The sequence below is a fragment of the Streptomyces sp. NPDC087440 genome, assembly GCF_044744005.1.
Classification (GTDB): domain Bacteria; phylum Actinomycetota; class Actinomycetes; order Streptomycetales; family Streptomycetaceae; genus Streptomyces.
Genome location: NZ_JBIUXN010000019.1, coordinates 26,819 through 53,508 on the forward strand (window position 1 = coordinate 26,819; position 26,690 = coordinate 53,508).

Genomic DNA, 26,690 nt, shown 5'->3' on the forward strand with positions numbered 1-26,690 from the left:
AGTCAAGGACCGTGATCGACGTGAAGGTCGGCATCCCCCGCGAGGTCAAGAACAACGAGTTCCGGGTGGCCATCACCCCGGCCGGCGTGCACGAGCTCGTGCGCCACGGCCACCAGGTCGTCATCGAGAAGGACGCCGGCATCGGCTCCTCGATCACGGACAGCGAGTACGTCTCGGCCGGCGCCCGCATCCTGGACACCGCCGACGAGGTCTGGGCCACCGCCGACCTGCTCCTGAAGGTCAAGGAGCCGATCGCCGAGGAGTACCACCGCCTCCGCAAGGACCAGACGCTCTTCACCTACCTGCACCTCGCGGCCTCCCGCGAGTGCACGGACGCGCTCCTGGAGTCCGGCACCACCGCCATCGCGTACGAGACGGTCGAGACCGCGAACCGCGCGCTCCCGCTGCTCGCCCCGATGTCCGAGGTCGCGGGCCGCATCGCCCCGCAGGTCGGCGCGTACCACCTGATGCGCCAGGTCGGCGGCCGCGGCGTGCTCCCCGGCGGCGTCCCGGGCACGGCGGCCGGCAAGGCCGTCGTCATCGGCGGCGGCGTCTCCGGCTGGAACGCCACCCAGATCGCCGTCGGCATGGGCTTCCACGTGACCCTGCTCGACCGTGACATCAACAAGCTGCGCGAGGCCGACAAGATCTTCGGCACCCAGGTGCAGACGATCGTCTCCAACTCCTTCGAGCTGGAGAAGGCCGTCGTCGAGGCCGACCTCGTCATCGGTGCCGTCCTGATCCCCGGCGCCAAGGCGCCGAAGCTGGTCACCAACGAGCTCGTCGCCAAGATGAAGCCCGGAAGTGTACTTGTCGACATTGCAATTGATCAGGGCGGTTGCTTCGAGGACTCGCACCCGACCACGCACGCCGAGCCGACCTTCAAGGTCCACGACTCGGTCTTCTACTGCGTGGCCAACATGCCGGGCGCCGTCCCGAACACCTCGACCTACGCGCTGACCAACGCCACGCTGCCCTACATCGTGGAGCTCGCGAACCGCGGCTGGGTCGAGGCGCTGCGCCGCGACGCCGCGCTCGCCAAGGGCCTCAACACCCATGACGGCCAGGTCGTTTACCGCGAGGTGGCCGAGGCGCACGAGCTGCCGCACGTGGAGCTGAGCACCCTTCTCGGCTGACCCGTCAACAGGCGTCGTCAACATCACGCGCCCGGCCGGACCTTGCCCCCGCGAGGTCCGGCCGGACGTGTATCCGGCCGCTTTGCGACACTCGCTCAACTCGTCGCGAACGCAACCTTTTCACCGTTTCGCACCCCTGTGAAACGTGTCGGTCGCACCCTGCTTGTGTGCTTGCGCACCCTTGACAGAGGGGTGTTCCGTTGCCGACACATCGACCCGGGTCCGGTGGATTGTGTTGCTGCGGACCGGTGACACGCCATAGAGTCGGCGACCGTCGGCATGGTGCAACGCTGACCTATCGATAAATTTCCTGGTCACGTCCCAAGGAGGTAAGACGACTTGTGAATGAGTCGACATTTACTCCCGGGGGTGGTCGATCGGGAACGCCTGCGCAGGGCCACAGCCCCACAGGGCTCGAAGCCGTCGGCTCGGTAGCGGTCCGCACCTTCGCCACCCATCAGCACATGACGACATCCCACCAGAGCATGGACGGCCTACACGTGAACGCCATGGCCGGCGACCAGAGTGGCGATAAGTCCACCACCGGCTTCGCCGACTTCGACGAGGTGCCCCAGGGGCACTTCTACGATCCCGACGCCGAGTACGAGCCCGACCCCGAGTACGCGGCCACCCTCGCCCCCGACGCTGCCCGCCAGCGCCGCGAGCGGATCGGCCCGACCGGACGGCCGCTGCCGTACTTCCCGATCCCCGGACCGCTGACCGATCACGGCCCGGCCAAGATCATCGCGATGTGCAACCAGAAGGGCGGGGTCGGCAAGACGACCTCGACCATCAATCTGGGCGCCGCGCTCGCCGAGTACGGACGCCGTGTCCTGCTCGTCGACTTCGACCCGCAGGGAGCCCTGTCGGTCGGTCTCGGTGTGAACCCGATGGAGCTCGACCTCACGGTCTACAACCTGCTCATGGAGCGGGGCATGTCGGCCGACGAGGTGCTGCTGAAGACGGCCGTTCCGAACATGGACCTGCTGCCCAGCAACATCGACCTGTCGGCGGCCGAGGTGCAGCTCGTCAGTGAGGTGGCGCGCGAGTCGACGCTTCAGCGGGCGCTCAAGCCGCTGATGAACGACTACGACTACATCGTGATCGACTGTCAGCCCTCGCTCGGCCTGCTCACCGTGAACGCCCTGACGGCCGCTCACAAGGTGATCGTGCCGCTGGAGTGCGAGTTCTTCGCACTGCGCGGTGTGGCCCTGCTGACGGAGACCATCGAGAAGGTCCAGGAGCGGCTCAACCCGGACCTGGAGCTCGACGGCATCCTCGCCACGATGTACGACTCCCGCACGGTGCACAGCCGTGAGGTGCTCGCCCGCGTGGTGGAGGCGTTCGACGATCACGTCTACCACACGGTGATCGGCCGTACGGTGCGCTTCCCGGAGACCACCGTCGCCGGTGAGCCCATCACGACGTACGCGTCGAACTCCGTCGGCGCCGCCGCCTACCGTCAGCTCGCCAGGGAGGTGCTCGCCCGGTGTCACGCCGAGTGAGTCTGCCGGGGGCCGACGAGCTGTTCCGCACGACCGGGGGAATGGGGCTCCAGGCCGCGGGCCGCAGGTCCGGGGCGAACGGTGAGTCGGCCCGGGTCCCGGCCCCCGCCGGGGAGCCCGCCGACCCGGCGCCGGTGGAGTCCGGCGAGGACCCCGAGCACGGCGCCGCGGCCGACGCCGCGGGGCAGCAGCGGACCCGGGGCGCGGAGGCAGCACCCCCGGCCGTTCCCCAGCCGGCCGCCAACCGCCCCCAGGAAGCCCCTGGAGCGCCTCGTGGGGCCGCGCCGGGCGCCACGGGGGCCCAGCCCCGCCGACGCGGCGGAAGGGGCGCCAACCGGCGTCCCAGCGGTCGCGAACGGCACGACGAGAAGATCACGGTCTACGTCTCCGCCGAGGAGCTCATGGACCTGGAGCACGCCCGCCTGGTGCTCCGCGGCGAGCACGGGCTCGCCGTCGACCGGGGACGGATCGTCCGTGAAGCGGTCGCCGTCGTCCTCGCCGACCTGGAGTCCCGGGGCGACGCGAGCATCCTCGTACGGCGCCTGCGCGGGCGCTGAGCGGTGCGGCGGTAGCCTCGCGGCTGCCCCCTCCGTTCCGCTCGCACCCAGGACCCTCTTTGATGCCGCCCGCCCCGCCCGACGACACCACCGGCCGCCCCTCGCGCCGCCGCCCACTGGGGCGCGGTGCGGGGGCGGAGGCGTTTGAGGAGCCCGCCGTGGTGTCTGCGCAGGCGCCGGTGCCGGTGCTCGCGGAGGCCCCCGTCGACGTACCGCATGACGTACCGCAGGAGGCTCCGGAACCGGCGGCCGGGGCCGGTGACGGGAGGTTCACCGTACGGCTGGCGAACTTCGAGGGGCCGTTCGACCTGCTGCTCCAGCTGATCTCCAAGCACAAGCTGGACGTCACCGAGGTCGCGCTGTCCACGGTGACGGACGAGTTCATGGCGCACATCCGTGCCATGGGGCCGGACTGGGACCTGGACCAGACGACGGAGTTCCTGGTGGTCGCCGCCACGCTGCTCGATCTCAAGGCCGCGCGGCTGCTGCCCGCGGCGGAGGTGGAGGACGAGGCGGACCTCGCCCTGCTGGAGGCGCGCGACCTGCTGTTCGCGCGGCTGCTCCAGTACCGGGCGTACAAGAGGATCGCGGGGATCTTCGAGGAGCGGTGGGAGGCGGAGGGACGGCGGTATCCGCGCACCGTGGGTCTGGAGGAACAGCTCGCGGAACTGCTGCCGGAAGTGGTCATCAGCATCGGCGCGGAGGGTTTCGCGAAGCTGGCGGTCAAGGCGATGCAGCCGAAGCCGAAGCCTGAGGTGTACGTCGACCACATCCACGCACCCCTGGTGTCCGTGCAGGAGCAGGCCGGGGTGGTGGTGGAGCTGCTGCGCGAGCGGGGCACCGCCAGCTTCCAGGAGCTGATCGGGGACGCCCCGGACACCCTCACCGTGGTTGCCCGGTTCCTGGCCCTGCTGGAGCTGTACCGGGAGAAGGCCGTCGAGCTGGACCAGGAGCAGGCGCTGGGGGACTTGCAGGTGACCTGGGTGGGCAGCGCGTCCGGCGACCTCGCGGTGACCGGCGAATTCGATCTCGTGGTGGAGGAGAAGGAGTGAGCGGGCAGGAACTGCGCGGGGCGCTGGAGGCCGTCCTGATGGTCGTCGACGAGCCCGCGACGGCCGAGCACCTGGCGAAGGTCCTGGACGTCAAGGAACGGGACGTCACGGACGCGCTGCGGGAACTGGCGGACGAGTACACCGTGCAGGGGCGCGGTTTCGAGCTGCGGCTGGTGGCGGGCGGCTGGCGGTTCTACTCGCGGGCGACGTACGCGGAGGCGGTGGAGGCGTTCGTGCTGGACGGGCAGCAGGCCCGGCTCACCCAGGCGGCCCTGGAGACCCTGGCGGTCGTCGCCTACCGGCAGCCGGTGTCCCGCTCGCGGGTTTCGGCCGTACGAGGAGTCAACTGCGACGGGGTCATGCGCACCCTCCTCCAGCGGGGTCTGGTCGGGGAGGCGGGCACGGAACCCGAAACAGGTGCGATCCTGTACAGGACGACGAACTACTTTCTGGAGCGGATGGGCCTGCGAGGCCTGGACGAGCTCCCGGAGCTCGCGCCCTTCCTCCCCGAGGCAGACGCGATCGAGGCTGAGACGCAAGAGGGTGTGCCGTCGTTCGATCCGGACGCCCCGGAGACTGACGCAGACGACGACAAGACGGATTTTTGATGCGAAGCAACGACAGGAACAGCAGCGGCGGCAACGACCGGAACCAGCGGGGTGCGGGTAACGGACGCGGCCCCGCTGGTGGCGGGCGCGGCGGCGCGGGCGGCGGGCGAGGCGCGGGCTCCGGTGCGGGCTCGGCGGGCGGCTCTCGCGGCGGCTCCGGCGGCCGTGGCGCCTCCGGCGGCGGCCGCTCGGGCGGCGGCCAGGGCTTCGGCGGCGGTCGTGGCGGCTCGGGCTCCGGCGGCGGGCAGGGCTTCGGCGGCGGGCGTGGGACGTCCGGCGGCGGCCGTGACTCCCGGGACTTCCGTGACTCGCGTGACACGCGTGACTCCCGTGACGGCGAGCGCGAGCAGCGGGAGCGTCGTCCGCGTCCCGAGGAGCGGCGTTACGACGTAGGCCCCTCCGCGACCCACCAGGGTCCGCGCAGCGGCCGCGGCGACTCCGCGCGCGGCGGCGCCAAGGGCGGCCCCAAGGCCCCGAAGACCCCGCAGAAGCCGGGACGTCGCGGCAACTACAACGCCGGCGCCTCCCGCCCCCGCGAGCTCGACGCCAAGATCGAGCAGCGCAACCGGGACCGCTACGCGGGCAAGCCCGACATCAAGATCGAGAAGACCTTCCCGGGCGCCGAGCAGGAGGGCGAGCGTCTTCAGAAGATCCTCGCCCGGGCCGGCATGGGCTCGCGCCGTGCGTGCGAGGAGCTCATCGAGCAGTCCCGCGTCGAGGTCAACGGCCAGATCGTGGTCGAGCAGGGCATGCGGGTCGACCCGCACAAGGACGAGATCAAGGTCGACGGTCTGACCGTCGCCGCCCAGTCGCACCTGTTCTTCGCGCTGAACAAGCCCGCGGGCGTCGTCGCGACGATGGGTGACCCGGACGGCCGCCAGAACCTCAACGACTACGTGAACAATCGCGAGACGCGGCTGTTCCACGTGGGACGTCTCGACACCGAGACCGAGGGCATCATCCTGCTCACCAACCACGGCGAGCTGGCGCACCGCCTGACCCACCCCAAGTACGGCGTGAAGAAGACCTACCTGGCCGCCATCCAGGGCCCGCTCCCGCGCGAGCTGGGCAAGCGCCTCAAGGACGGCATCGAGCTGGAGGACGGGTACGCCCGCGCCGACCACTTCCGCGTGGTCGAGAACACCGGCAAGAACTACCTGGTCGAGGTGACCCTCCACGAGGGCCGCAAGCACATCGTCCGCCGCATGCTGGCGGAGGCGGGCTTCCCCGTCGAGCGCCTGGTGCGCACCTCCTTCGGGCCGATCGCGCTGGGCGACCAGAAGTCCGGCTGGCTGCGCCGCCTGACCAACACCGAGGTCGGCATGCTGATGAAGGAAGTCGGCCTCTAGGCCTGCAAGGACTCTTCGGAGTGAGCCCGGGGCCGGGACCTGCTGAGGCAGGTTCCGGCCCCGGGCTTTTTGCTGCCCTTGTGGGAAACGCGCACCGCCTTTATAGTCAACATGACCATTGAGGCGGGGAGGTGCGGCGGTGGACTGGACGGAGGTCGTCGGATTCGTCGCCGGAGCGCTGTGCGTCTGGCTGATCGGACGCCAGCACGTCGCCAACTGGCCGCTGGGCATCGCGGCGAACCTCCTGTTCGCCGTGCTCTTCTCCCGTGCCGGGCTGTACGCCGACGCGGGACTCCAGCTCGTCTTCACCGCCCTCGCCGGGTACGGCTGGTGGGCCTGGACCCACGGGGGTGGACCAGGCCCACGGCTGCCGGTCCGGCGCACGCGCCGGTCCGAGTGGCTGCTGCTGTGCGGGGCGGGGGCGGTGGGGACGGCCGTGGTCACCGTGCTGCTCCAGCGGGCCACCGACTCGACCGTGCCGTTCTGGGACGCCTCGACGGCCGTGCTGTCGCTGCTGGCGACGTACGGCCAGTGCCGCAAGCTCGTCGAGTCCTGGTGGCTGTGGCTGGCGGCGGACGTGGTGCACGTGCCGGTGTACGTGTCGAAGGGGCTGTGGCTGACGGCGCTGCTGTACGTGGTGCTGGGCGGCCTGTGCGTGGTGGGGCTGCGGGAGTGGCGTCGAGATCTGCGAGGGCGGGAGCGGATGTTCCGTACGGAGGCGAGAACGTGACAGAAAGCGACATCCCCGAGGGGTACGACCCGAAAGCATTCGATCCCTTCGCGGTCACGGTCGATCTCGCGGTCTTCACCGTGCGGGAGGCGGCGCTGCACGTCCTGCTGATCCGGCGCGGGCAGGCCCCGTACGCGGGGGCGTGGGCGCTGCCGGGGGGCTTCGTACTGCCGGACGAGTCGGCGGAGCGGGCGGCGCTGCGGGAACTGGCCGAGGAGACGGGGCTGTCGCGGGAGCACGCTTCCGGGCTGCACCTGGAGCAGTTGCGCACGTACAGCGATCCGGGGCGGGACCCCCGGATGCGGGTGGTGTCGGTGGCCTTCGCCGCGCTCGTGCCGGACCTGCCGGAGCCGCGTGGCGGCGGGGACGCGGCGGAGGCGCAGTGGGTGCCGGTGCCCACGGACGTGCCCCTGGCCTTCGACCACGGGCGCATCCTCGCCGACGCGTGGCGCAGGATCGGCGACAAGCTGGAGTACACGTCGCTGGCGATGGGGTTCTGCCCGCCCGAGTTCACGCTCGGGGAGCTTCAGCAGGTGTACGAGACGGTGTGGGGGGTCTCGCTGGACCGGCCCAACTTCCGGCGCAAGGTGCTGGCGACGCCCGGATTCGTGGAACCGGTGGGCGGGGCGGCGCCGAGGCGGACCGGGGGGCGGGGGAAGCCGGCGGCGGTGTACCGGGCGGGGACGGCGACGGCTCTGCATCCGCCGTTGCTGCGGCCCGCTGCTGATTCAACTGGTGATCTTTCTGGGGAAGGGGCTTGACGATGACTGCCGCACAGGCGAAGCGGGCTGCCACCGGGGCGATGGTGGGGCTCGCGCTCGGGGACGCGCTGGGGTTTCCGACCGAGTTCAACGACGTGCCGTCGATTCTGGCGAAGTGCGGGCCGTGGCGGGAGATGGAGCTGCCGCAGAAGGCGTTCGTCTCGGACGACACGCAGATGACGCTGGCCCTGGGGCGGGGGCTGAACGTGGCGCTGTCGCGGGGGCCGCTCGGGCCGAGGCGGATGGAGCGGCCGGTGCGGGAGGAGTTCGTGGACTGGTACCACTCGCCGGAGAACAACCGGGCGCCCGGACGGACCTGCATGGTCGCGTGCCGCCTGCTCGACAGTGACCTGCCCTGGCAGAAGGCCTCGCAGATCGACTCCAAGGGGTGCGGGGCGAACATGCGGGTGGCGCCGGTGGGGCTGGTGCCGGGGCTGGGCCGGCGGGAGCGGGCGGGGGCGGCGCAGTTGCAGGCGGCGCTGACGCACGGGCACCCGACGGGTCTTGCGGCGAGCGACCTCACGGCGCGGGCGGTGTACTTGCTGGCGCAGGGGGTGGAACCGGCCGGGCTGGTGGGGCAGTTGAGGTCGTACGCGCTGGAGAGCCGGGAGCGGTACGACGCGTTGTGGCTGGGGGACCTGTGGACTTACGCGCAGGACCCGACGCCGGAGCACTTCATCGCGCGGGGGTGGGACGAGTGTCTGGGGGTGCTGGAGGGGTTGGAGGCGGCCCTGCGCGACCGCTCGGCGCGTTCGTCGCTGGCGGAGACGGACCCGTGTCTGGTCACGGGGGACGGGTGGGTGGCGGAGGAGGCGCTGGCGACGGCCCTGCTGTGCTTCCTGATGTTCCCGGACGAACCCCTGCTGGCGCTGCGCCGGGCGGCGTGCACGAAGGGGGACTCGGATTCCATCGCGTGCTTGGCGGGGGCGTTCGCGGGGGCTCATGTGGGGGTGGGGGGTTGGCCCGGGGAGTGGGTGGAGCGGGTGGAGTATCGGGGGGAGTTGGTGGGGTTGGGGGAGGGGTGGGACGGGGTGGGCTGAGTGAGTACCAGTTGATCTGGGATGGCCGGTCTGTTGGCGCAGCCGAGCTGTGTGCTCATGGTGCGAGCCAGGCTAGCTGCGAGCATCCCCCGGAAGGATTCGTCGAGGTTGTCGAGACCGCGCTGAACGAGACGGACCGAGAAGGGGACTTCGGCTTCCTGGCGTGCATGGGAACCGGGCACCTTGCAGGGGAAGGCGTATCTGACGTCGGACACATCTTCCCAGGAGGCCGTGACATCACCGCCGGACTGGCGCCACGGAGCTGATTTGACGAGAGGCAAGGGGGCTCCGTACCAGCCAACCCGTGCGGTGAACTGGCGGGTCCCGCCGACAGCGCCCAGTGAGCATGGGACGGAATCGGTGCTGTAGTAATCGGCCCCCGGCCGCCAAGTTCGGCCCATGGAGATCATGCGCTTCGTAACGTCTTGGAGCGCGACGCCTGCATCTGTGTACTCCGCCCCCGTTGCGCCCAACATTTCGCTCAGGGCCTCTGTGTTCGTCTCGCCCAGCAGAGCTCTGCAGGTTTGCCATCCAACAGGCGAGCCCAATTCAGAGGGCGGCTGTTTCTCCCTCGTGCAACTCGCTGCAAACAGCGTGAGAAAGACTGCAATCCAGCGGAGGGTGCGGCGCTGTCCTTGTTTCATGTCAGCCCACCTGCCGAACCGGATCGAGTTTCTGCTTGCCGACTGTGTAGGAATGCTCGATGTCCACGTTCAGAGCACGCTTCTCCGCTCTGGTCATGCCGACGGAATCGGCGTAGTGCGCAACAGGGATCCAAGCCTCTTCCTCACCCAGATGCTGTTGGGCCTGGATTTGCTGGAGGGCTTCCGGGTCGTTCTTGAACTCGGTGTCCTTCAGGTACTGGAGCGTGTGATTTCCGTATGCGGTGCTCACCACTCCGGCTCCCGTTTCAAGGACGACCGGGACGGCGGTAGCGACGGCGACGCCGGCGGCCGGGCCGAGGAGCAGTCCGCTGCCCACGCCGGCGATGGTCGCGGCGGCGCCGCTGACCGCGAACTTACGCCACTCTCCTGCCTTTTCCTTCTCCAGATTCCACTGGTCCTCATCGTCCTTGAAGTCCTCTGCGATCTGATGTGAGCGCGCCGCATCGAGAATCCCGTGCACCTTTGTTGCGTTGTGAGCGAAGCTCACACCGGTGTCACGGTCACCCTCCTGCGCTGCCAGGCCGCTGGCTGCGTACACCTGCTGGGCGCTGGAAAGGCATTTGTAGCCCTCTTCGTCGCCAGCCACCAAGGTCATGAAGTTTCGGGATGAAATCTCACCGAAAGCGGTCCTCGCGGATCCGTCGCTGCTGCGGGCAAAGATGTCGTCCCGACCGAGATCGTCCCCGGAACCTCCGAAGTCCATGGTGGAGTAATTCAGGTCGTCGATGTATGCCGCGCCCATCCGCCCCAGACTGTCCATGATGGCGTCCTGCGGTTTTACGTCGGACGTGGGGCTGTACAGCGTGATCACCTTCTTCATGATGTCGGCCGTCTCCTTGTCCCTGTGCAACCCCGGCCTCGTGTCGTCCCACGGATGACCCGTCGTCGCTGCCTCCAGGGCGTGGCCCAACGCGTCCGGGCCGCCCTCGTGGGAGTTCTCCGACGAGCGGTCGAGGGTGTCTGCGGCCCACTGGAAGTCCGCGCTCGTCAGGTCGTCCAAGTGGCGGCCGTCCTTGAAGAATTCCTTCGCTGCCTGAGGGCTGTGGCCCAGGCCCTCCAGGGCGCTGGTCAGCGGGTCGTAGCCTGCGCCGGAGAGGCCCGAGGGGTTGAAGCCGAAGTCGGGGTCGTCAGAGCGGGTGGGCTTGGTCTCCATGAAGAAGTCGGGGTCTTCTTTGTGGATGCGGAGGATGTCCTCCGCGATGGGGTTGAGGAAACGCGGGTCGTAGTCGCCGTAGCGGAGCAGACCGCCCAGGACCTGGTAGCCGTAGGGGCGGTCGATGCCGAGGGCGGGGGTGGGGAGGGGCTGGGTGCCCAGGGTGCGGAATTCCTTGGCCCAGGAGGCGGGGAGGTGGGTGCGGTTGTCGGGGTCGGTGGCAGAGGCGAGGGCGGTGCCCATGGCGCGTTGGAGGTCCTTGGCCAGGGCGAGGCGTTCGGGCTGGTCGCCGGCCGTGCAGTCCAGGGACATCCGGGCGTAGAAGTCGAGGGCTTGCTTCGGGCCGCCGAGGCCCTGGTAGAACGCCGTCGAGAAGTCGGAGTCCTTGGCGTTGAACGTCAGGATGCCGTTCAGCTCGGTGAACTGGGCGTTGGACAGCATCGGGCCCACCTTCGCCAGTTCCAGGGCCCGTTCGGACTGGGCCTCGTCCAGCGAGCCGTACGACCGGTGGCCGAAGTTCCTGGGATCGCTCCCGTGGGACTTCCGCAGGGCACGGGCCACGGAGGTGTCGATTTCCGCGGCGTGGGCGACCAGCACCTTCAGTCGCTGGTTCAGCTCGATCTCAGCGGGCTTGGTGGGGTTGAGGGAGGGCGCGGCCATCCCGGGCGGGCTGGTGAGGTTCATGCCCAGCTTGGGGGCCTCTACGTCGCGGATGTGGCGTACGGCCTGCTGGATCTTGGTGAGTTCCTGGTGGGCGTCCTCCAGGACGTGGGCGATGCTCGTCGCTTCCGTGCACGCGTCGGTGAATTCCTTTGTCGTCTTGCGGATGAAGTCACGGGTGACGGATGCGTTCACTCCGTCCCAGCGGGCGCGTTCGGATTTCGACAGCAGGCCCGAACGTGCTTGCCCCACAAGCCGCTTGAGGTGGGAGGCGGTTTGTTTCCAGTCGGCGGCCGTGCGGCCCAGCAGGGTCAGGTCGACCTCGGCCACGTCCGTGTGCGTGAGGGTGCTCATGGCCGTATCGCCTACGTGAAGTAGGTGGAGAGGCGGGAGACGGGGACCTCGGGGGTGGTGATGCCGCGGAGGGTGGTGCGGATCTTCGCGTCGTCCCGGGCGTGCGCCGCCTTGGTGTGGTCCAGGTGGTTGGAGATGTGCGCGCAGGCCTGGAGGAGGGCGCGGAGTTGGGAGGTCCAGACGGTGGTGGTCGACGCCAGGGCGGCGCCCATCGCGAAGTGGTGGCGGGTCAGGGTCACTGCCGCGGAGTTCGGTTCGTGGCCCGCCACGTCCGCGTGCTGGAGAAGCGCCCGGTGCAGGACGTACGCCTCGTGGCCGACCGCGCCCAGGTCGTCCTGGTGGGCGACGAGGTCGGCGGCCCGTGGGGTCGGGGCGGACTTCAGTTGGTTCCACTCGTTCCAGGCCACGGGCCGGTTCCTCCCCAGGTGCGTGTTACCTCGACTCCTCGTACGCCAGGGCCGACTCGCGGCGCGTACGGATCAAGAAGTCTTCCACCCGGGCGCGGTCGGGGAGGGCCGGGAGAGGGCTGGCGGAGACGGCGGCGGAGGACTCCTCGACCAGGGCGGCGAGGCGGTTTTCGATGGTGGGCCAGGGGACTTCGCCGCGTTTGACGGCGAGGAGCGGGTCGCGGGCGTCGCCCACGTCGAGGGTGAGTTCACCCGTACGGAGAAGGTCGAGACAGCTCATGAGGAGGCGCAGGAGGTGCATGGCGTGTTTCCAGCGCGGTGCGCCGTACTGGCGTACGTCCGCGTCGATCTTGCGGCGCTGGCTCTGCGCGTACCCGACGAAGGTCTGGTGCACCTGGCGGGAGAGGAAGGCCGGGCGCAGGGAGAGGAGTTCCTCGCCCCGGGGGTCCGTGTGGAGGGGGAGGGGGGAGTGCAGACATTCGAGGATGTTGGGGTTGGCGCGCAGGGCGAGGTCGCAGAAGCGTTCCAGTTCCCAGGAGAACTGTTCCTCGGCGGGGCCTTCGGCGTGGGTGGGGGGTTTGGTGAAGCCCCAGAAGAGCGGGGTCGGGGCGAGGAAGACGCCCCGGACGTCCGTGTCGCTGTCCTCCGTCGCCAGCCCGAACGCCCGCGAGCCCATGACGCAGGAGTAGATCGTGTGGTCGCGGACGAGAGTGTGGGCGGGTGCGGGCGGAGGCGCGGTCATGAAGGGGATTGTCGGGGGTCAGGAGAGGCGGATCGAGCCGTTTTCGACGGTGATGGCGCGGGGCGGGAGAGGGCGGGGTGCCGGGCCGCCCGCGACGGAGGCGTCCGCGACACGGTACTTACTGCCGTGGCAGGGGCAGTTGATGGTGCCGCCCGACACGTCGGCGACCGAGCAGCCCTGGTGGGTGCAGGTGGCCGAGAAGGCCTTGAAACTGCCCGGCTCGGGCTGGGTGACCACCACCTTCTCGTCCTTGAAGACCTTGCCGCCGCCCACCGGGATGTCGGAGGTCGCCGCCAGGGGGGCCGGTTTCGGGCCGGACGGGTTGGTGGCGGCGGGCGGGGCGGCCGGGTCCTTCGCGGGCGGCGGTTCGTTGTCGGCGCCGTCGCCCTCGCCGTACTGGGTGCAACCGGCGGCCGCCAGCACGGCTGCTGTCGTGGCGGCCGCCGCCAGGACCGTCCGGCGGGTCGTGGGTGCGTGCATGAAGGGGCTCCCTGCGTTACGTGGTGACGCCGAAGGTGCGGAAGAACCAGAGGGCCGAGGTCAGCCAGATCACCGTGAGGACGGTGAAGACCAGGCCGCCGACGACCGGCAGCAGCCAGCCCGGCAGCCGCTCCGACCGCAGCAGCAGCATCTTGGCGCTGAACGCGCCGAAGAAGAAACAGCCCGCCAGAGAGTGCCACATCACCCGGCCGCCGAAGGTCTGGAAACCCAGCCCGTAGAGGCAGTGCACAGCGACGGGGACGGCCAGGAGGAAGGCGATCCGGCCCGACCAGCGGTGCACGGGAGACACCCACGGGGCGTTGCGGACGCCCGGCAGACGTCCGTACATCGCCAGCGCGGACAGCACCTGGACGAGCGCGAAGGCGAAGGCAGCCGTCGCCAGCCAGGACTTCACCGCGCCCGTGCTGCTGAACCCGGCCAGGTTGAACGCCGTGCCCGCCGGGTCGTGGATCTTCCCGTACGCCCCGAGGCCGACCGCGACCGCGGCCGCCACCAGCACGGGGACGAGCCAGCGCGCCGGGCCCGGGCGGGCGTGCCCGGAGGCGGGGGAGGGGAACGAGGCGGTGGGGGCGGTGGGGTCGACGTTGCTCATGTCGGGATCACTCCCTGGGGACTACTCATGCCGGGATCACTCCCTGGGAACGGGCCGGACGCCCGAAGGCGCTCGAAAGAGGTCGCGCGGAGGGTGGGGCGAGTGGGCACTAAGGGGTGACGGGTCGGGCGATGAGCCAGGCGTTGTCGATGGCCACCGCGCCGGTGGACGGGTCGATCCGAGGAGCGGCGGACGGCTTGCCGTCCCGGGTGAAGATGCCGACCTGACGGCCGTCCTGGAGGACGATCCAGCCGCCGTCGATCTTCGCGCCGCGCACCTCGTTCGTCGCCCGGTACAGACCGGAGGGCTTGACGGCCTTCGTCGCGGTGAAGTCCTGCTTGCGGTCGGTGACCTCGACCTCGCCCGCGACCTTGCCGTTTCGGGTGGTGGCTTCGAGCTTGGCGCCGTTCTTGCCGGTCAGGCGCATGCTGCCGTCGTCATCGACGTCGCCCTTGAGCCAGGACTCGCGGGTGCGGCCGTCGCAGTAGTACGCCACGGCCTTGCCGTCCCGTACGGAGATGGACACCGCGGCGGTGTTGTCGTCGGTGCGGCCCGCGTAGACGTTCTCCGGGGCTGCCGCGGTGGGCGAGGTGCTCGCGGTGGGGGACGGTGCGGCGGACGAGGGCGGTGGGCTGGTGGTCGAGGCCGGGGGAGGGGGCGGTACGGAGGCGGCGCCCCCGGACCCGTACCCCGAACTCTTCGTGCCCGTCGTCGCGTTGAGCGACAGCATGAAGGCGGCGAGGAGCAGCCCCGCGAGCAGTGTGTAGAGGGGACCGGAACGCTTCATGGAAGGCCTCCCCGGGGCACCGGGTAGGCGGTGCCGGACCCACCATGCAAGCGGACGCCGGGGCCCGGCGTCCATAGTCAGGACGAAGGGGGCGCGACGGTCCGCCGGGCGGGCGTGTGGCGGCGTGCACCCCGCGGAAGCCGGAAGGGGCTCGCCCGGCATGCCGGGGAGGCGGCCGCCCGGGATGCGGGGAGGGGGCCGCCCGAGTGGCAGCTTGACGCCATCTGGGCGAGATTGAACGAGTCCGACGAGTCAGTGGGTGAACGGCGATCTGTCGTGACCGGACTCGACCGATTCGGCTCTCTCGACCTTCTCGAAAGGCAGGACCATGGCGGGCAACGACCTCGGCAGTCTCCTCGGCGGCCTCCTGGGCGGCGGAAACTCCGGTTCCGGCGGCGGCGCGGGCAACATCCTCGGCTCCCTGCTGGGCGCACTCGGCGGTGGTGCCAAGGACGGCTCCAACCCGCTGGGCGGCCTGATGGAGATGCTCCAGAAGTCCGGCCTCGGCGAGCAGGCCCAGTCCTGGATCGGCGGCGGCGAGAACCAACCGGTCAGCGGCGAGCAGGTGGCCGAAGCACTCCCCGACGACGCGCTGGCGAAGGCCGCCGAGCAGGCCGGCGTGACCCCGCAGGAGGCCGCCGACCAGCTCGCGCAGGCCCTCCCGCAGGCCGTCGACAAGCTCACCCCCGAGGGCCAGCTGCCGCAGGCCGCCTCGCTGGAGGACCTGATCAAGCAGCAGGGTCTCTGACCGTTCCCCGCAGCACCGCACGGCTCCGGCCGCCCCGCCCTCGTACGTACGACGGTGTGGGCGGCCGGAGCCGTTGTCGGTGGGGGCCACTACGCTGAACGGATCATTGGAGCAGGTGCACCGAGGAGTACGACGTGGCGGTACGAGCGGTCCGCGGAGCCGTCCAGCTGGACGAGGACGACGCCGCGCACATGGCCGAGCGGGTCGGGGAACTGCTGACCGCCGTCCTGGAGCGCAACGCGCTGACCGCCGACGGCCTCATCAGCATCTGGTTCACGGCCACGCCCGACCTGCACAGCGACTTCCCGGCTGCCGCCGCCCGCCACCTCGGCATCGTCGACGTGCCCCTGATCTGTGCGCAGGAGCTGGACATCACCGGCGCCATGCCCCGTGTCGTACGCCTGCTCGCGCACATCGAGACCGGCCTCGCCAAGCCGGACATCCACCACGTCTACCTCGGCGCCACCGCCGCCCTGCGCAAGGACATCGCCCAGTGAGGACCGCACTCGTCATCGGCACCGGCCTGATCGGCACCTCGGCCGCCCTCGCCCTGGCCGCCCGGGGCGTCACCGTCCACCTCGCCGACCACGACCCCGACCGGGCCGGCACCGCCGCCGCCCTCGGCGCCGGGACCGACGAGGCCCCCGAGGGCCCCGTGGACCTGGCCGTCGTCGCCGTGCCGCCCGCGCACGTCGCCACCACCCTGGCCGACGCCATGCGGCGCGGGGCGGCGCGCGGGTACATCGACGTCGCCAGCGTCAAGGGCGGCCCGCGCCGCGAGCTGGAGGCGCTCGGCTGCGACCTGACGACGTACATCGGTACGCATCCGATGGCGGGCAAGGAGAAGTCCGGGCCGCTGGCCGGGACCGCCGACCTCTTCGAGGGGCGGCCCTGGGTGCTCACCCCCACCCGCGACAGCGACACCGAGGTCTTCAACCTGGCGCTGGAGCTGATCGCCCTGTGCCGGGCGGTCCCCGTCGTCATGGAGGCCGACGCCCACGACCGGGCCGTCGCCCTCGTCTCGCACACCCCGCAGCTCGTCTCCTCGATGGTCGCCGCCCGCCTGGAGGAGGCCGACGAGACGGCCGTACGCCTGTGCGGGCAGGGGATTCGGGACGTGACCCGCATTGCCGCCTCCGACCCCCGGATGTGGGTGGAGATCCTCTCCGCGAATCCGGGGCCGGTCGCCGACGTCCTCGCCTCCGTGGCCTCGGACCTGGAGGGGACCGTGCAGTCGCTGCGCGCCCTGCAGTCCGCCGACGAGGCCAAGCGGCGGGACGGCGCGGACGGCATCGAGGACGTCCTGCGCCGGGGCAACGCCGGACGCGTACGCGTGCCCGGAAAGCACGGGTCGGCCCCCACCGCGTACGAGACGGTCACCGTGCTCATCAGCGACCAGCCGGGCCAGCTGGCGCGGATCTTCGCGGACGCCGGAGCGGCCGGGGTCAACATCGAGGACGTACGGATCGAGCACGCGACCGGACAGCAGGCCGGTCACGTCCAGCTCACGGTGCAGCCGTCGGCGGTGGAGGGACTCACGCGCACGCTGGTGGAGCGGGGGTGGTCGCTGCGGCAGTAGGGGCCTCCCGCGGACGCCACCCGTCAGGGGTACGCCATTCAGCCGGTACCGTAGATGGTTGGCGGTGATGCGTCCCCCATGTGAGGACGTGGCGTCCTCGGAACAGGGACGGTGCTGCCGAACGTCACCCCGCCCCGTGTACCAGGAAGGTGTCCGACACCGTGGAAACCGCCGCCCGGACCGCTCCGGCCGCAGTGATCGTCGCCATCGACGGACCCTCCGGCACGGGCAAGTCCAGCACGTCCAAGGCCGTCGCCGCCAAGCTCGGACTCAGCTACCTGGACACCGGCGCCCAGTACCGGGCGATCACCTGGTGGATGCTGACGAACGGCGTGGACACCGCCGACGCCGCCGCCGTGGCCACCGCTTCCGCCAAGCCCGCGATCGTCTCCGGCACCGACCCGTCCGCCCCGACCATCACGGTCGACGGTGTCGACGCGTCCGGCCCGATCCGTACCCAGGAAGTGACCTCCAAGGTCAGCGCGGTCAGCGCCGTCCCCGAGGTGCGCACCCGGATCACCGAGCTCCAGCGCGAGATCGCCGCCGGGGCCCCGGAAGGCATCGTCGTCGAGGGCCGCGACATCGGCACCACCGTGCTCCCCGACGCCGACCTGAAGATCTTCCTCACCGCCTCCGCCGAGGCCCGCGCGGCCCGGCGCAGCGGCGAGACCAAGGGCGCCGACGTCAACGCCACCAAGGAAGCCCTGATCAAGCGGGACGCGGCCGACTCCGGCCGCAAGACCTCCCCGCTCGCCAAGGCGGCCGACGCGGTCGAGGTCGACACCACCGACCTCACCCTCGACCAGGTCATCGAGTGCGTCGTCACCCTGGTCGAGGAGAAGCGGGCCGGAAAGTGACCGACACGGACGCACCCGGCGTCGCCACCCGCCGTGGCGCCGCCGTCGGGCGAGGCATCGGCATCGGCCTGATGTACGGCCTGTGGAAGCCGCGCGTGCTGGGCTCCTGGCGGGTCCCGGCCACCGGACCGGTCATACTCGCGGTGAACCACGCGCACAACATCGACGGCCCGATGCTGATGGGGACGGCACCCCGCCCGGTGCACTTCCTCATCAAGAAGGAGGCCTTCGTCGGCCCCCTCGACCCGTTCCTGCGGGGCATCGGCCAGCTGAAGGTCGACCGGTCGACCACCGACCGGACGGCCGTCACCGACGCGCTGGGCGTGCTGCGCGACGGCGGGGTCCTGGGGATCTTCCCCGAGGGCTCGCGCGGCGAGGGCGACTTCGCCTCGCTGCGCGCGGGCCTCGCCTACTTCGCCGTACGGTCGGGGGCGCCCATCGTTCCCGTCGCCGTACTCGGCGGGGCGGAGCGCCAGGGGCGGCTGATCAGCGCGCTGCCGCCGCTGCGCAGCAGGGTCGACGTCGTCTTCGGCGACGCGTTCGAGGCCGGGGACGGCAGCGGACGGCGTACGAGGAAGGCGCTGGACGAGGCCACGGTGCGCATCCAGGAACGGCTGACCGCCCACCTGGCGGGGGCCAGACGGCTCACCGGGCGATAGGCGTTAGCGCGCCGCCCGAAGGTGGGCGAGACTTGAGTAGTGGGTCGCGGGGAAACGCGGCCCATCGATGATGAACGAGGACAGGACTTCATGAACGACCAGATCCACTCCGGCGACGAGCACGGACCCGAGCAGGGCGCCGACCACGGTGCGCTCGGCGACGCCGAGTACGCGGAGTTCATGGAGCTCGCGGCACAAGAGGGCTTCGACCTCGAGGACATCGAGGGCGCCCTCTCCGAGGCCGCCGCCGGTCCGCTGCCCGTGCTCGCCGTCGTCGGCCGCCCCAATGTCGGCAAGTCGACCCTGGTGAACCGCATCATCGGCCGCCGCGAGGCCGTCGTGCAGGACAAGCCCGGCGTCACCCGCGACCGCGTCTCCTACGAGGCCGAGTGGGCGGGCCGCCGCTTCAAGGTGATGGACACCGGCGGCTGGGAGCAGGACGTGCTGGGGCTCGACGCCTCGGTCGCCGCCCAGGCCGAGTACGCCATCGAGACCGCCGACGCGGTCGTCTTCGTCGTGGACTCGACGGTGGGGGCCACCGACACGGACGAGGCCGTCGTACGGCTGCTCCGCAAGGCGGGCAAGCCCGTCGTGCTGTGCGCCAACAAGGTCGACGGCCTGTCCGGCGAGGCCGACGCCACCGCCCTGTGGTCGCTGGGCCTCGGCGAGCCGCACCCGGTCTCCTCCCTGCACGGCCGCGGTACGGGCGACATGCTCGACGCCGTCCTGGAGGCGCTCCCGGAGGCCCCCGCGCAGACCTTCGGCTCGGGCACCCCGCTCGGCGGGCCGCGCCGCATCGCGCTCATCGGCCGTCCGAACGTCGGCAAGTCCTCGCTGCTGAACAAGGTGGCCAAGGAGGACCGCGTCGTCGTCAACGAGCTGGCGGGCACCACCCGCGACCCGGTCGACGAGCTGATCAACCTCGGCGGCACGACCTGGAAGTTCATCGACACCGCGGGCATCCGCCGCCGGGTGCACCTCCAGGAGGGCGCGGACTACTACGCCTCGCTGCGTACCGCCGCCGCCCTGGAGAAGGCCGAAGTGGCCGTCATCCTGATCGACTCCAGCGAGTCCATCTCCGTGCAGGACCAGCGCATCGTCACGATGGCGGTCGAGGCCGGACGCGCCCTGGTGCTCGCCTTCAACAAGTGGGACACCCTCGACGAGGAGCGCCGCTACTACCTGGAGCGCGAGATCGAGACGGAGCTGGGCCAGGTCGCCTGGGCCCCGCGCGTCAACGTCTCCGCCCTCACCGGTCGCCACATGGAGAAGCTGGTTCCGGCGATCGAGACGGCGCTGGACGGCTGGGAGACCCGCGTGCCCACCGGCCGCCTCAACGCCTTCCTCGGCGAGCTCGTGGCCGCCCACCCGCACCCGGTCCGCGGCGGCAAGCAGCCGCGCATCCTGTTCGGGACGCAGGCGGGCGCCAAGCCGCCGCGGTTCGTGCTGTTCGCCTCGGGCTTCCTGGAGGCGGGCTACCGGCGCTTCGTGGAGCGCCGGCTGCGCGAGGAGTTCGGCTTCGAGGGAACGCCGATCCACATCTCGGTGCGGGTGCGCGAGAAGCGCGGACGCAAGAAGTAAGGGCCCGCGAAGGCTCTAGTAGCCCCTGCGGGGGCCGGGCGGCAGTGCTGCGGGGAAGTGGTTCCCGTGGTGCTGCCGCCCTTGGTTGTGCTGGGTGTGCAGGTTGTGCCAGGTGCTCAGGTGCGAGGGCTGGACCGGCTGCGGGACCGGGGCGATCTGGTAGTGGCCCTGGTAGCCGCCGTGGCCGTGGTGGTGGCCCATCCCCGCTCCCATGCCCATGCCCGCGCCGAAGGCCGTGAAGCCGAGGTCCTCCTCGCCGCTGCGGTCGCCGGGCAGGGCCCGGAACGAGCGGCGGTACTCGGAGTACAGCGCGTCGTAGATCGGTGTGTACGTCGGGAAGGCCTGCGGCGCCTCCTGCGCGGGCCGCATCGAGGGGATCTGGCTCTGGTACGGGCGAGTGGGGTCGTATGAGTGCACGTACGTGCCAACGACCCCACTGCCCGTCGGATGCGGGTACGGAGCGTACGGAGCGACCCGAATCCGGATACGCAGCGTAGGTGCGCGCCCGCGCCGGGGACGGGGCCCCGGGGTGGGCTCAGGTGCCCGCGAGGGGCATCGTCGCGGCCACCAGACGGCCGTTCGCCGCCGCCTTGTCCAGGGCGCCGCGCAGCAGGTCCTCGCGCGGCTGCTGGCCGATGGAGCCGACCGGCGCGGCCAGCACCAGGATCTTCTGCGACTTGTTGGCGGCGGCCCGCCAGCCGTCGGTGACCTGGAGCGGGCGGTGCGCCTGCCACCAGGCGACCGGGCCGGAGCCGCCCGACCCCGGCTGCAGGACGGCGTGCAGCTGGCCCGCGGCGAGCAGCACGGACCAGCCGGGCAGCACCTCCGGGACCGTCTTCAGGTCGGCGACCGGGTGGAAGCCCTGCTCGATCAGGAGCGGCAGGAACTCGTCGCCGTCCTGCGAGCCGGGGCGGGCGATGGCGGCGGTCGGCTCGACCACCAGGGCGGGCCGCAGTTCGCCCTCGATGAGGACAAGACCGCTGGTCACGCCGAGAACGGCCTGCTCGGGCAGGGCGTCGGGGCCCGCGCCTGAGCCGTCCTGGCTCGCGGTGATGGACCGCACCGCGCCCTGGAGCTGCTCCTCGGAGACCGGTACGACCTGGGAGGGGATGCAGGTGGCGTGTGCGAAGGCGAGGACGGCGGTCTCCTCGCCGACGAACAGCACGGTGGAGGTGGCCTCCTGCCCGGAGTCGCCGGGGGTGCGGCAGGAGGTGCAGTCGTAACTGCCGGGGGCGTTCTCGCCGGCGAGCAGCCGGTCGGCTTCTACGTCGCCGATCTCGGCGCGTACGTCGTCGCTGACGTCGAGCATGCGCGACACGGGTGGCTCCTCGAACTGGGTGCTGGCACCGGGCGGTTCCCGGAGCGTCAAGAAGACAACGGGCGATCTGTGGGCAGGGTCACGCGGGACGGGGAACGGAATCGACTCATCCGACGCGGAGCGTGAGCCCGCACCCGGACCCCCTCACTCCCCGTCAACTCCTGGTGCATGCACGGAAGTTGGGGCGGTGAGCTGAGTCACAGATCGCCGGGGCGAGTGGTGGACAAATCCTGATATCAGGGAATCAAATGGGTGTCCGGAATTGGCTGTTACCGGGGGTAGTGGGCAACTGGCCTGGAATGACAAGGACTTGGTTGATTGCGGGGCGCGCGGGTCCATAGATTCCACCGCCGTGTGCATCGAGCACCGCCCGGATGCGCCCCCGCCGACCGTACGACGCACGACCGCACGGCGCGGGGCGGGGTGGCACGGAAGGGGGCGCCGGACGCGCTCGTGACCGTACCGCCCGGGGGAGTCCGGGTCCTGCGAGAGGGACTCCATGACCGTATGTTCCAGTGCGATACGCCGCGGTGGTCGTCGTCGTGAGACCGCAGCGCTCGTCGGGGCCGCCCTGGTGGCCCCGCTGGCCCTGATCGCCGCGACCGGCCGGCCGGCCGCCGCGGCCGACCGCGGAGTGTGGGACCGCATCGCCCAGTGCGAGAGCGGTGGCAACTGGCACATCAACACCGGCAACGGCTACTACGGCGGACTCCAGTTCTCCGCCGGGACCTGGCGGGCGCACGGCGGCGGGGCGTACGCTTCCCGCGCCGACCGCGCCAGCAAGGCCCAGCAGATCGCCATTGCCACCAAGGTCCAGCGCAAGCAGGGATGGGGGGCCTGGCCGAGCTGTTCGCGCCGGGCCGGGGCGTCGGGCAGTGCCCCGGCGGCCGTCGTGAACAACGTGAAGAGCACGAAGAACCTCGCGAAGAGCACAAAGAACGTGCAGAAGGACCGGGTGGCCCCGCGTGCCGACCGGAGCGCGCAGCGCGCCCCCGTGACGGGCGGGCGCGCACACGTGGTGCGCTCCGGGGAGACCCTGGGAGGCATCGCGCAGCAGTACGCGATGGGCTGGCGGAAGCTGTACGCGGCGAACCGGGCCGCGGTGGGCGCCGACCCGAACGTGATCCTGCCGGGGTTGCGCCTGAAACTGTGAGCGCACCCGGCTGAGGCACGTCAGCCAGGGCCCCGCCCGGTCGCCCGACCGGGTGGGGCCCGACGGGTCCCCGCGCGGCACGCGCGCGCGGGGGCGTCGCGGTGATGGGGTGGGCGGGTGTTGAAGCCTCGATTCCGGTTCCTGTCCTGCGGCGTGCTCGGTGCGCTGCTCGCCCTCTCCCCGCTGGCCGGTGCCGTCGCGGCCCCCGCGGACGCTCCTGTCGTACGGGCCGTCGAACCGCCGCCCACGGCGCGGGGGTTCGGGCCGTACGGCTGTGCCGCGAGCCAGTGGCCGTGGAGTTGCCTCGCCGCGTGCGAGAGCGACGGCGACTGGGCGACCAACACCGGCAACGGCTACTACGGGGGACTCCAGTTCGAGCAGCCCACCTGGGAGGAGCACGGCGGCCTCGCGCACGCGCCGCGCGCCGACCTCGCCACCCGCGCCGAGCAGATCGAGGTCGCCAAGGAGGTGCTGACCACCCAGGGGTGGCAGGCGTGGCCGCAGTGCTCGCGGAAGTACCAGCTGGGCGACCGGCGCATCCACATCGTGAAGAAGGGCGACACGCTGGCGTCGATCGCCGCCAAGTACAAGGTCAAGGGCGGCTGGCAGGCCCTCTACAAGGCCAACAAGGACATGATCGGCCCCCGGCCCGACGGGCTGAACGTGGGGACCTGGCTGGTCATTCCGAAGGGGTCGGGCCGGGCGCTGGTGCGGCCGGTGCGGCTGCCGTCGGCGCCGGGGGCGGCGTCCGTGGACGCCGCGTCGGAGAGTTCGCTGTCCGGGAGTGTTCCGATGCTTCGCCTGTGAAGACGATCCGGCCCCGGTCGAGTTCGTGAACGAGCACCGGGACTGGTGCGAGCAGTGACGGCAGCCGTTGTTCCGCGAGGACGACGGCTGTCGTCGTGCCGAGGGCCGACAGGAGTGCGTACGTACGGGCCGCGACCTGGGGCGACATGCCGAGCGTGGGTTCGTCCACCAGCACCACGCGCGCGCGTGCCGCGAGGACGACGCGGGAGAGGGCGAGCATGCGCTGTTCGCCGCCGGACAGGGTGCCCGCGGTGCGGGGCAGCAGCGGGCGCAGTTCCGGGTACGCCTCCAGGGCCGGTGAAATCGGGCCTCCGGGGCTGGTGTTGAGGGCGAGGTTGTCGGCGACCGTCAGACCTGCGTACACCGCTTGCAGATCCGGTACGTAGCACAGGCCGCGGCGGGCCCTGGCGTGGGCGGGCAGCCGGGTGACGTCCTCGCCGCGCCGGCGCACGCTGCCCGCGCTGAGCGCGACGGTGCCCGCGAGGGCGCGCAGGGCGGTGGTGCGGCCGGAGCCGTTGCGGCCGAGCAGGACGGTGAGGGCGGCGACGGGCACGGGGAGGTCGATGCCGTGCAGGGCCTCCAGGGGGCCGTAGCGGACGCGGGCCGCGTGCAGGGAGAGCTCGACGGTCATGGGGGCGGCTCCGGGGCGGGGGGCCTGGGCGTGAGGGTTCCGGCGGTGAGGACGTGCACGGTGTCGGCGATGTCCGCGACCAGGTCGAGGTCGTGTTCGACGACGAGGATCGCCGTGCCGTCGGCGGCGAGGGCGGCCAGCACCCGGGCCAGGGCGGCCGTTTCGGCGGCGTCCAGGCCGGCGGCGGGCTCGTCGAGGAGGAGGGTGTGCGGGCGGCCCGCGAGGGCGCGGGCGAGCTCGACGCGGCGCAGGGTGCCGGTGGGGAGGTGCGCGGCCGGGTGGTGGCGGACGGGGCCTTCGAGGGCGAGGAGGCGCAGGGCGGCCTCCGTCGCCTGCTGGGCGGGCAGGTCGCGGCGGTGGCCGTGTTCGGCGCCCAGGAGGACGTTCTCCTCGACGGTGAGGGAGGGGAAGACGGCGAGCTGCTGGAAGGTCCTGGCGATGCCGAGGCGGGCGCGGGCGTGGGCGGGACGGCGGGTGATGTCGACGCCGTCGAGCTCGATGCGGCCGGAGGTGGGGCGGAGGGTGCCGCAGAGGCAGTGGAAGAGGGTGGACTTTCCGGCGCCGTTGGGGCCGATGAGGGCGGTGAGGTGGGCTGGGGGGATGGGGAGGGTGAGGTGGTGGAGGGCGGTGGTGGGGCCGTAGGAGAGGGTGAGGTGGGTGGCTTGGAGGGGGGTGTGGGGGTACGGGGGTGGGGTGGGGGCCCCTTGGACGGGCGTCCGGTGTCCGGGTGGGCCGGGGGCCTGGCGAGGTCCTTGCCCGGTGTCGGGGCGGGGCGGGGGCACCCGGGCGGGGCCGGGAGCGGGAGGGGCCGCCCCCTTGCCCGCCCGTTCCGCCCCCGGGGGGCGGCCCCGCCGCCCAAGGGAGCTCAGGGGGAAGGGAGGGCGGGTCTGCCGTCCGAGGAGGCTGGGGGAAAGGGGAAGGCGGCCTCGCCGCCCGAGGAAGCCGCGGGGGAGGAAGAGGGCCAGGGTTCCGGTGAGGAGGGTGGCGAGGCCCGGGGAGGTGCCCGCGTCGAGGAGGACGAGGAGGGCCGCCCCCGTGCAGGCCGTCAGGAGGCGGTCCGCGCCCAGCAGGACCACCACCGCGAACCACAGCAGCCCCCGCACCGGGTCGAAGGCGCTCGGGGTGAAGGCCTGCGCGGAGAGCGAGAGCAGGCCGCCGCCCAGGGCGGCCAGCGCGGCACCGGTCACGAAGGCCAGCAGCTTCCAGGCCGGGACGCGCACACCTGCCGCCGACGCCCCCGCCTCGTGGTCGCGCAGTGCGGCCAGGGCCCGCCCCGAACGCCCCCTCCTCAGCCGCGTCACCAGCAGCAGGCACAGGAGCAGGAGGGCCAGCTCCAGCAGGTAGAAGGCGCGGTCGGAGGTGAAGCCCGCCGGGCGGGCCACGCCGAGGCCCGCCGTCGCGTACGGCTGGTCCAGTACGAAGCGGCTCACCGCCACCCCGAAGGCCAGCGTCGTCAGTGCCAGGGCCAGCCCGTGCCGGCGAATGGCGGGCCACCCGGTGAGCAGCCCCAGGGGCGCGGTGAGCACCACGGCAAGCAGCAGCGAGGGCAGCACCGGGAGCGGCGGCAGCCCGGGGAGACGCCCGTCGGCCAGCAGGGCGGTGAAGAGCGCGCCGAGGCCCGCGTACGCCGCCTGCCCCAGCGAGATCTGCCCGCTGCGCCCGCTCACCACGACGAGCGACAGCAGGACGACGGCGGTGGCGGGCACCGGGAGCGCCGTCCGCAGCCCGCCGTCCGCGAGCCCGAGCGGCAGCAGGAACAGTGCGACCACCACGACCGGTACGGGCCGAATGTGCCGCAGCAGTTCGCGGAGGGCCCCTTCCTCCCTCAAGAGGTGCTCCCGGACACGCCGTTCCGGCACCTCCACCGGGCGCGGGGCCGTCACCGCCGCAGGAGCGACGGCCCCCGCCCCCGGTGACGGATACAACAGTGCCGCCGCCAGCAGGGCCACCGTGAAGAGGTTGGCGCCGAGGGACTGCAGGAGGGGGCCCGGCCAGCCGTCCGGGTGGAAGCGGGTCAGCTGGGACTGGGCGATGCCCAGCAAGAGCGCCGCGCCGATCGCCACCGGCAGGCTGCGCATCCGGGCCAGGGCCGCGACGGCGACGACCTCGACGACGAGGAGGGGCAGACCGTACGGGTCCAGGCGCACGGAGGGGGCCAGCAGCACGCCCGTCAGGCCCGCCGTGAAGGAGCCGAACGCCCAGCCGACCGCCGCCACCCGGTCCGCGTCGATGCCGCCCAGCACGGCCAGCGCCCGGTTGTCGACCACCGCCCGCAGCGAGCGCCCGAAGCGGGTGAACCGGGTGACCCCGCCCACCACCAGAGCGACCAGCAGCACCGCCGCCAACGGGGGCCAGGGGGAGTCCCCGAAGACCTCCGGGGCGTCCGCCCGGGCCCCCTCGCCCCACACCAGCGCCGCCCCGCCGACCAGCAGCACGAACACCCCGATCGACGCCACCAGCGTGCGCGCCGGGTCCGCCCCCCGCAGGGCGAGCGGACGGAAGACGGCACGGTCGAGGAGCAGGCCGACGCCGGGAGCGACGACCAGCAGCGTGCAGGCGGTCGCGAGGGGGAGCGGCCAGTGCCACTCCACCGCCGTCTGCCGCAGTACGTACGCGCAGAGCATGGCCACCGCACCGTGCGCCAGGTTCAGCACGCCCGTCGCCCGGTGCGTGACGATCAGGCCGATGCCCGACAGCGCGGCGGCGCTGCCGATCGCCAGCCCGGCCAGGGTCAGTTCGTACGTGAGCGAGGCCACCG

26 protein-coding genes and 1 pseudogene are annotated in these 26,690 nt (G+C 71.7%); 17 read left to right on the forward strand and 10 right to left on the reverse strand.

Going from position 1 to position 26,690, the window contains the following annotated elements; all coding sequences use genetic code 11:
* Positions 1–20 precede the first annotated feature (20 nt).
* From ald to ACIO3O_RS30905, 9 genes are all read left to right on the forward strand, one after another.
* A complete protein-coding gene (ald, locus tag ACIO3O_RS30865) occupies positions 21–1,136 on the forward strand; it encodes an alanine dehydrogenase (RefSeq protein ID WP_401751829.1) in 1,116 nt (371 codons plus the stop codon).
* A gap of 341 nt (positions 1,137–1,477) precedes the next feature.
* On the forward strand, positions 1,478–2,641 hold the full coding sequence (locus tag ACIO3O_RS30870; protein WP_401751578.1) for a ParA family protein: 1,164 nt from the start codon (positions 1,478–1,480) through the stop codon (positions 2,639–2,641).
* A complete protein-coding gene (locus ACIO3O_RS30875; RefSeq protein WP_401751830.1) occupies positions 2,638–3,198 on the forward strand; it encodes a hypothetical protein in 561 nt (186 codons plus the stop codon). Before ACIO3O_RS30870 ends, ACIO3O_RS30875 begins: the two co-directional genes overlap by 4 nt.
* 62 nt (positions 3,199–3,260) lie before the next feature.
* On the forward strand, positions 3,261–4,250 hold the full coding sequence (locus ACIO3O_RS30880; protein ID WP_401751579.1) for a segregation/condensation protein A: 990 nt from the start codon (positions 3,261–3,263) through the stop codon (positions 4,248–4,250).
* Complete coding sequence (gene scpB, locus ACIO3O_RS30885; protein WP_401751832.1) at positions 4,220–4,858, forward strand: SMC-Scp complex subunit ScpB; 639 nt, start codon at positions 4,220–4,222, stop codon at positions 4,856–4,858. Before ACIO3O_RS30880 ends, scpB begins: the two co-directional genes overlap by 31 nt.
* Entirely contained in the window at positions 4,858–6,207 is a 1,350-nt protein-coding gene (locus ACIO3O_RS30890; RefSeq protein WP_401751581.1) for a pseudouridine synthase, read from the forward strand. Before scpB ends, ACIO3O_RS30890 begins: the two co-directional genes overlap by 1 nt.
* A 139-nt stretch (positions 6,208–6,346) precedes the next feature.
* The gene (gene pnuC, locus ACIO3O_RS30895; protein WP_401751583.1) at positions 6,347–6,937 is read left to right on the forward strand and encodes a nicotinamide riboside transporter PnuC; all 591 of its coding nucleotides are present in this window, start codon (positions 6,347–6,349) and stop codon (positions 6,935–6,937) included.
* Positions 6,934–7,698 carry an NUDIX hydrolase gene (locus ACIO3O_RS30900; RefSeq protein WP_401751584.1) on the forward strand — a complete coding sequence of 255 codons (765 nt, stop codon included), beginning with the start codon at positions 6,934–6,936 and terminating at the stop codon, positions 7,696–7,698. Before pnuC ends, ACIO3O_RS30900 begins: the two co-directional genes overlap by 4 nt.
* Positions 7,699–7,700: 2 nt before the next feature.
* Complete coding sequence (locus ACIO3O_RS30905) at positions 7,701–8,738, forward strand: ADP-ribosylglycohydrolase family protein (RefSeq protein WP_401751586.1); 1,038 nt, start codon at positions 7,701–7,703, stop codon at positions 8,736–8,738.
* A gap of 645 nt (positions 8,739–9,383) precedes the next feature.
* Here ACIO3O_RS30905 and ACIO3O_RS30910 read toward each other — a convergent pair.
* From ACIO3O_RS30910 to ACIO3O_RS30935, 6 genes are all read right to left on the reverse strand, one after another.
* Positions 9,384–11,546 carry a hypothetical protein gene (locus tag ACIO3O_RS30910; RefSeq protein ID WP_401751588.1) on the reverse strand — a complete coding sequence of 721 codons (2,163 nt, stop codon included), beginning with the start codon at positions 11,544–11,546 and terminating at the stop codon, positions 9,384–9,386.
* 35 nt (positions 11,547–11,581) lie between these two features.
* Positions 11,582–11,977: a hypothetical protein gene (locus ACIO3O_RS30915; protein ID WP_401751589.1), complete on the reverse strand. Its 396-nt coding sequence runs from the start codon at positions 11,975–11,977 to the stop codon at positions 11,582–11,584.
* A gap of 25 nt (positions 11,978–12,002) precedes the next feature.
* Entirely contained in the window at positions 12,003–12,719 is a 717-nt protein-coding gene (locus ACIO3O_RS30920; protein WP_401751591.1) for a DNA polymerase beta superfamily protein, read from the reverse strand.
* A gap of 18 nt (positions 12,720–12,737) precedes the next feature.
* Positions 12,738–13,199: a Rieske (2Fe-2S) protein gene (locus ACIO3O_RS30925; protein ID WP_401751593.1), complete on the reverse strand. Its 462-nt coding sequence runs from the start codon at positions 13,197–13,199 to the stop codon at positions 12,738–12,740.
* A gap of 16 nt (positions 13,200–13,215) precedes the next feature.
* Positions 13,216–13,812, reverse strand: a complete 597-nt coding sequence (locus tag ACIO3O_RS30930) for a DUF6529 family protein (protein WP_401751594.1) — start codon at positions 13,810–13,812, stop codon at positions 13,216–13,218.
* 109 nt (positions 13,813–13,921) lie between these two features.
* Positions 13,922–14,599, reverse strand: a complete 678-nt coding sequence (locus ACIO3O_RS30935) for a hypothetical protein (RefSeq protein ID WP_401751596.1) — start codon at positions 14,597–14,599, stop codon at positions 13,922–13,924.
* Between the two features lie 328 nt (positions 14,600–14,927).
* Between ACIO3O_RS30935 and ACIO3O_RS30940 the strand changes: the two genes are divergently transcribed.
* The 6 genes from ACIO3O_RS30940 (at position 14,928) to der (ending at position 20,023) form a co-directional block, all read left to right on the forward strand.
* Positions 14,928–15,347 carry a YidB family protein gene (locus tag ACIO3O_RS30940; protein WP_401751598.1) on the forward strand — a complete coding sequence of 140 codons (420 nt, stop codon included), beginning with the start codon at positions 14,928–14,930 and terminating at the stop codon, positions 15,345–15,347.
* Between the two features lie 134 nt (positions 15,348–15,481).
* On the forward strand, positions 15,482–15,844 hold the full coding sequence (gene aroH, locus ACIO3O_RS30945) for a chorismate mutase (RefSeq protein WP_401751600.1): 363 nt from the start codon (positions 15,482–15,484) through the stop codon (positions 15,842–15,844).
* Positions 15,841–16,926: a prephenate dehydrogenase gene (locus tag ACIO3O_RS30950; protein WP_401751602.1), complete on the forward strand. Its 1,086-nt coding sequence runs from the start codon at positions 15,841–15,843 to the stop codon at positions 16,924–16,926. The genes aroH and ACIO3O_RS30950 overlap by 4 nt, the downstream gene beginning before the upstream one ends.
* Positions 16,927–17,075: 149 nt before the next feature.
* A complete protein-coding gene (gene cmk, locus ACIO3O_RS30955; protein WP_401751603.1) occupies positions 17,076–17,783 on the forward strand; it encodes a (d)CMP kinase in 708 nt (235 codons plus the stop codon).
* A complete protein-coding gene (locus ACIO3O_RS30960; RefSeq protein WP_401751604.1) occupies positions 17,780–18,442 on the forward strand; it encodes a lysophospholipid acyltransferase family protein in 663 nt (220 codons plus the stop codon). The genes cmk and ACIO3O_RS30960 overlap by 4 nt, the downstream gene beginning before the upstream one ends.
* A gap of 90 nt (positions 18,443–18,532) precedes the next feature.
* Positions 18,533–20,023 (forward strand): ribosome biogenesis GTPase Der, encoded by a 1,491-nt coding sequence (gene der, locus ACIO3O_RS30965; protein WP_401751606.1) that lies wholly within the window; start codon positions 18,533–18,535, stop codon positions 20,021–20,023.
* A gap of 15 nt (positions 20,024–20,038) precedes the next feature.
* On the opposite strand, the gene ACIO3O_RS30970 is transcribed toward der, so the two are convergent.
* Both ACIO3O_RS30970 and ACIO3O_RS30975 read right to left on the reverse strand, forming a co-directional pair.
* Positions 20,039–20,440, reverse strand: a complete 402-nt coding sequence (locus ACIO3O_RS30970) for a hypothetical protein (protein WP_401751607.1) — start codon at positions 20,438–20,440, stop codon at positions 20,039–20,041.
* A 118-nt stretch (positions 20,441–20,558) separates the two neighbouring features.
* Positions 20,559–21,341: a hypothetical protein gene (locus ACIO3O_RS30975; RefSeq protein WP_401751609.1), complete on the reverse strand. Its 783-nt coding sequence runs from the start codon at positions 21,339–21,341 to the stop codon at positions 20,559–20,561.
* Positions 21,342–21,840: 499 nt separating this feature from the next.
* Here ACIO3O_RS30975 and ACIO3O_RS30980 point away from each other — a divergent pair, with 499 nt between their 5' ends.
* Positions 21,841–22,494, forward strand: a complete 654-nt coding sequence (locus ACIO3O_RS30980; protein ID WP_401751611.1) for a transglycosylase family protein — start codon at positions 21,841–21,843, stop codon at positions 22,492–22,494.
* 153 nt (positions 22,495–22,647) lie between these two features.
* Positions 22,648–23,121 (forward strand): annotated as a pseudogene (locus ACIO3O_RS30985) (transglycosylase family protein); the annotation flags it as partial.
* Between the two features lie 52 nt (positions 23,122–23,173).
* Here ACIO3O_RS30985 and ACIO3O_RS30990 read toward each other — a convergent pair.
* Both ACIO3O_RS30990 and ACIO3O_RS30995 read right to left on the reverse strand, forming a co-directional pair.
* Positions 23,174–23,932 (reverse strand): ATP-binding cassette domain-containing protein, encoded by a 759-nt coding sequence (locus tag ACIO3O_RS30990; protein ID WP_401751613.1) that lies wholly within the window; start codon positions 23,930–23,932, stop codon positions 23,174–23,176.
* Positions 23,929–26,688, reverse strand: a complete 2,760-nt coding sequence (locus tag ACIO3O_RS30995) for an ATP-binding cassette domain-containing protein (RefSeq protein WP_401751614.1) — start codon at positions 26,686–26,688, stop codon at positions 23,929–23,931. The genes ACIO3O_RS30990 and ACIO3O_RS30995 overlap by 4 nt, the downstream gene beginning before the upstream one ends.
* Positions 26,689–26,690 lie beyond the last annotated feature (2 nt).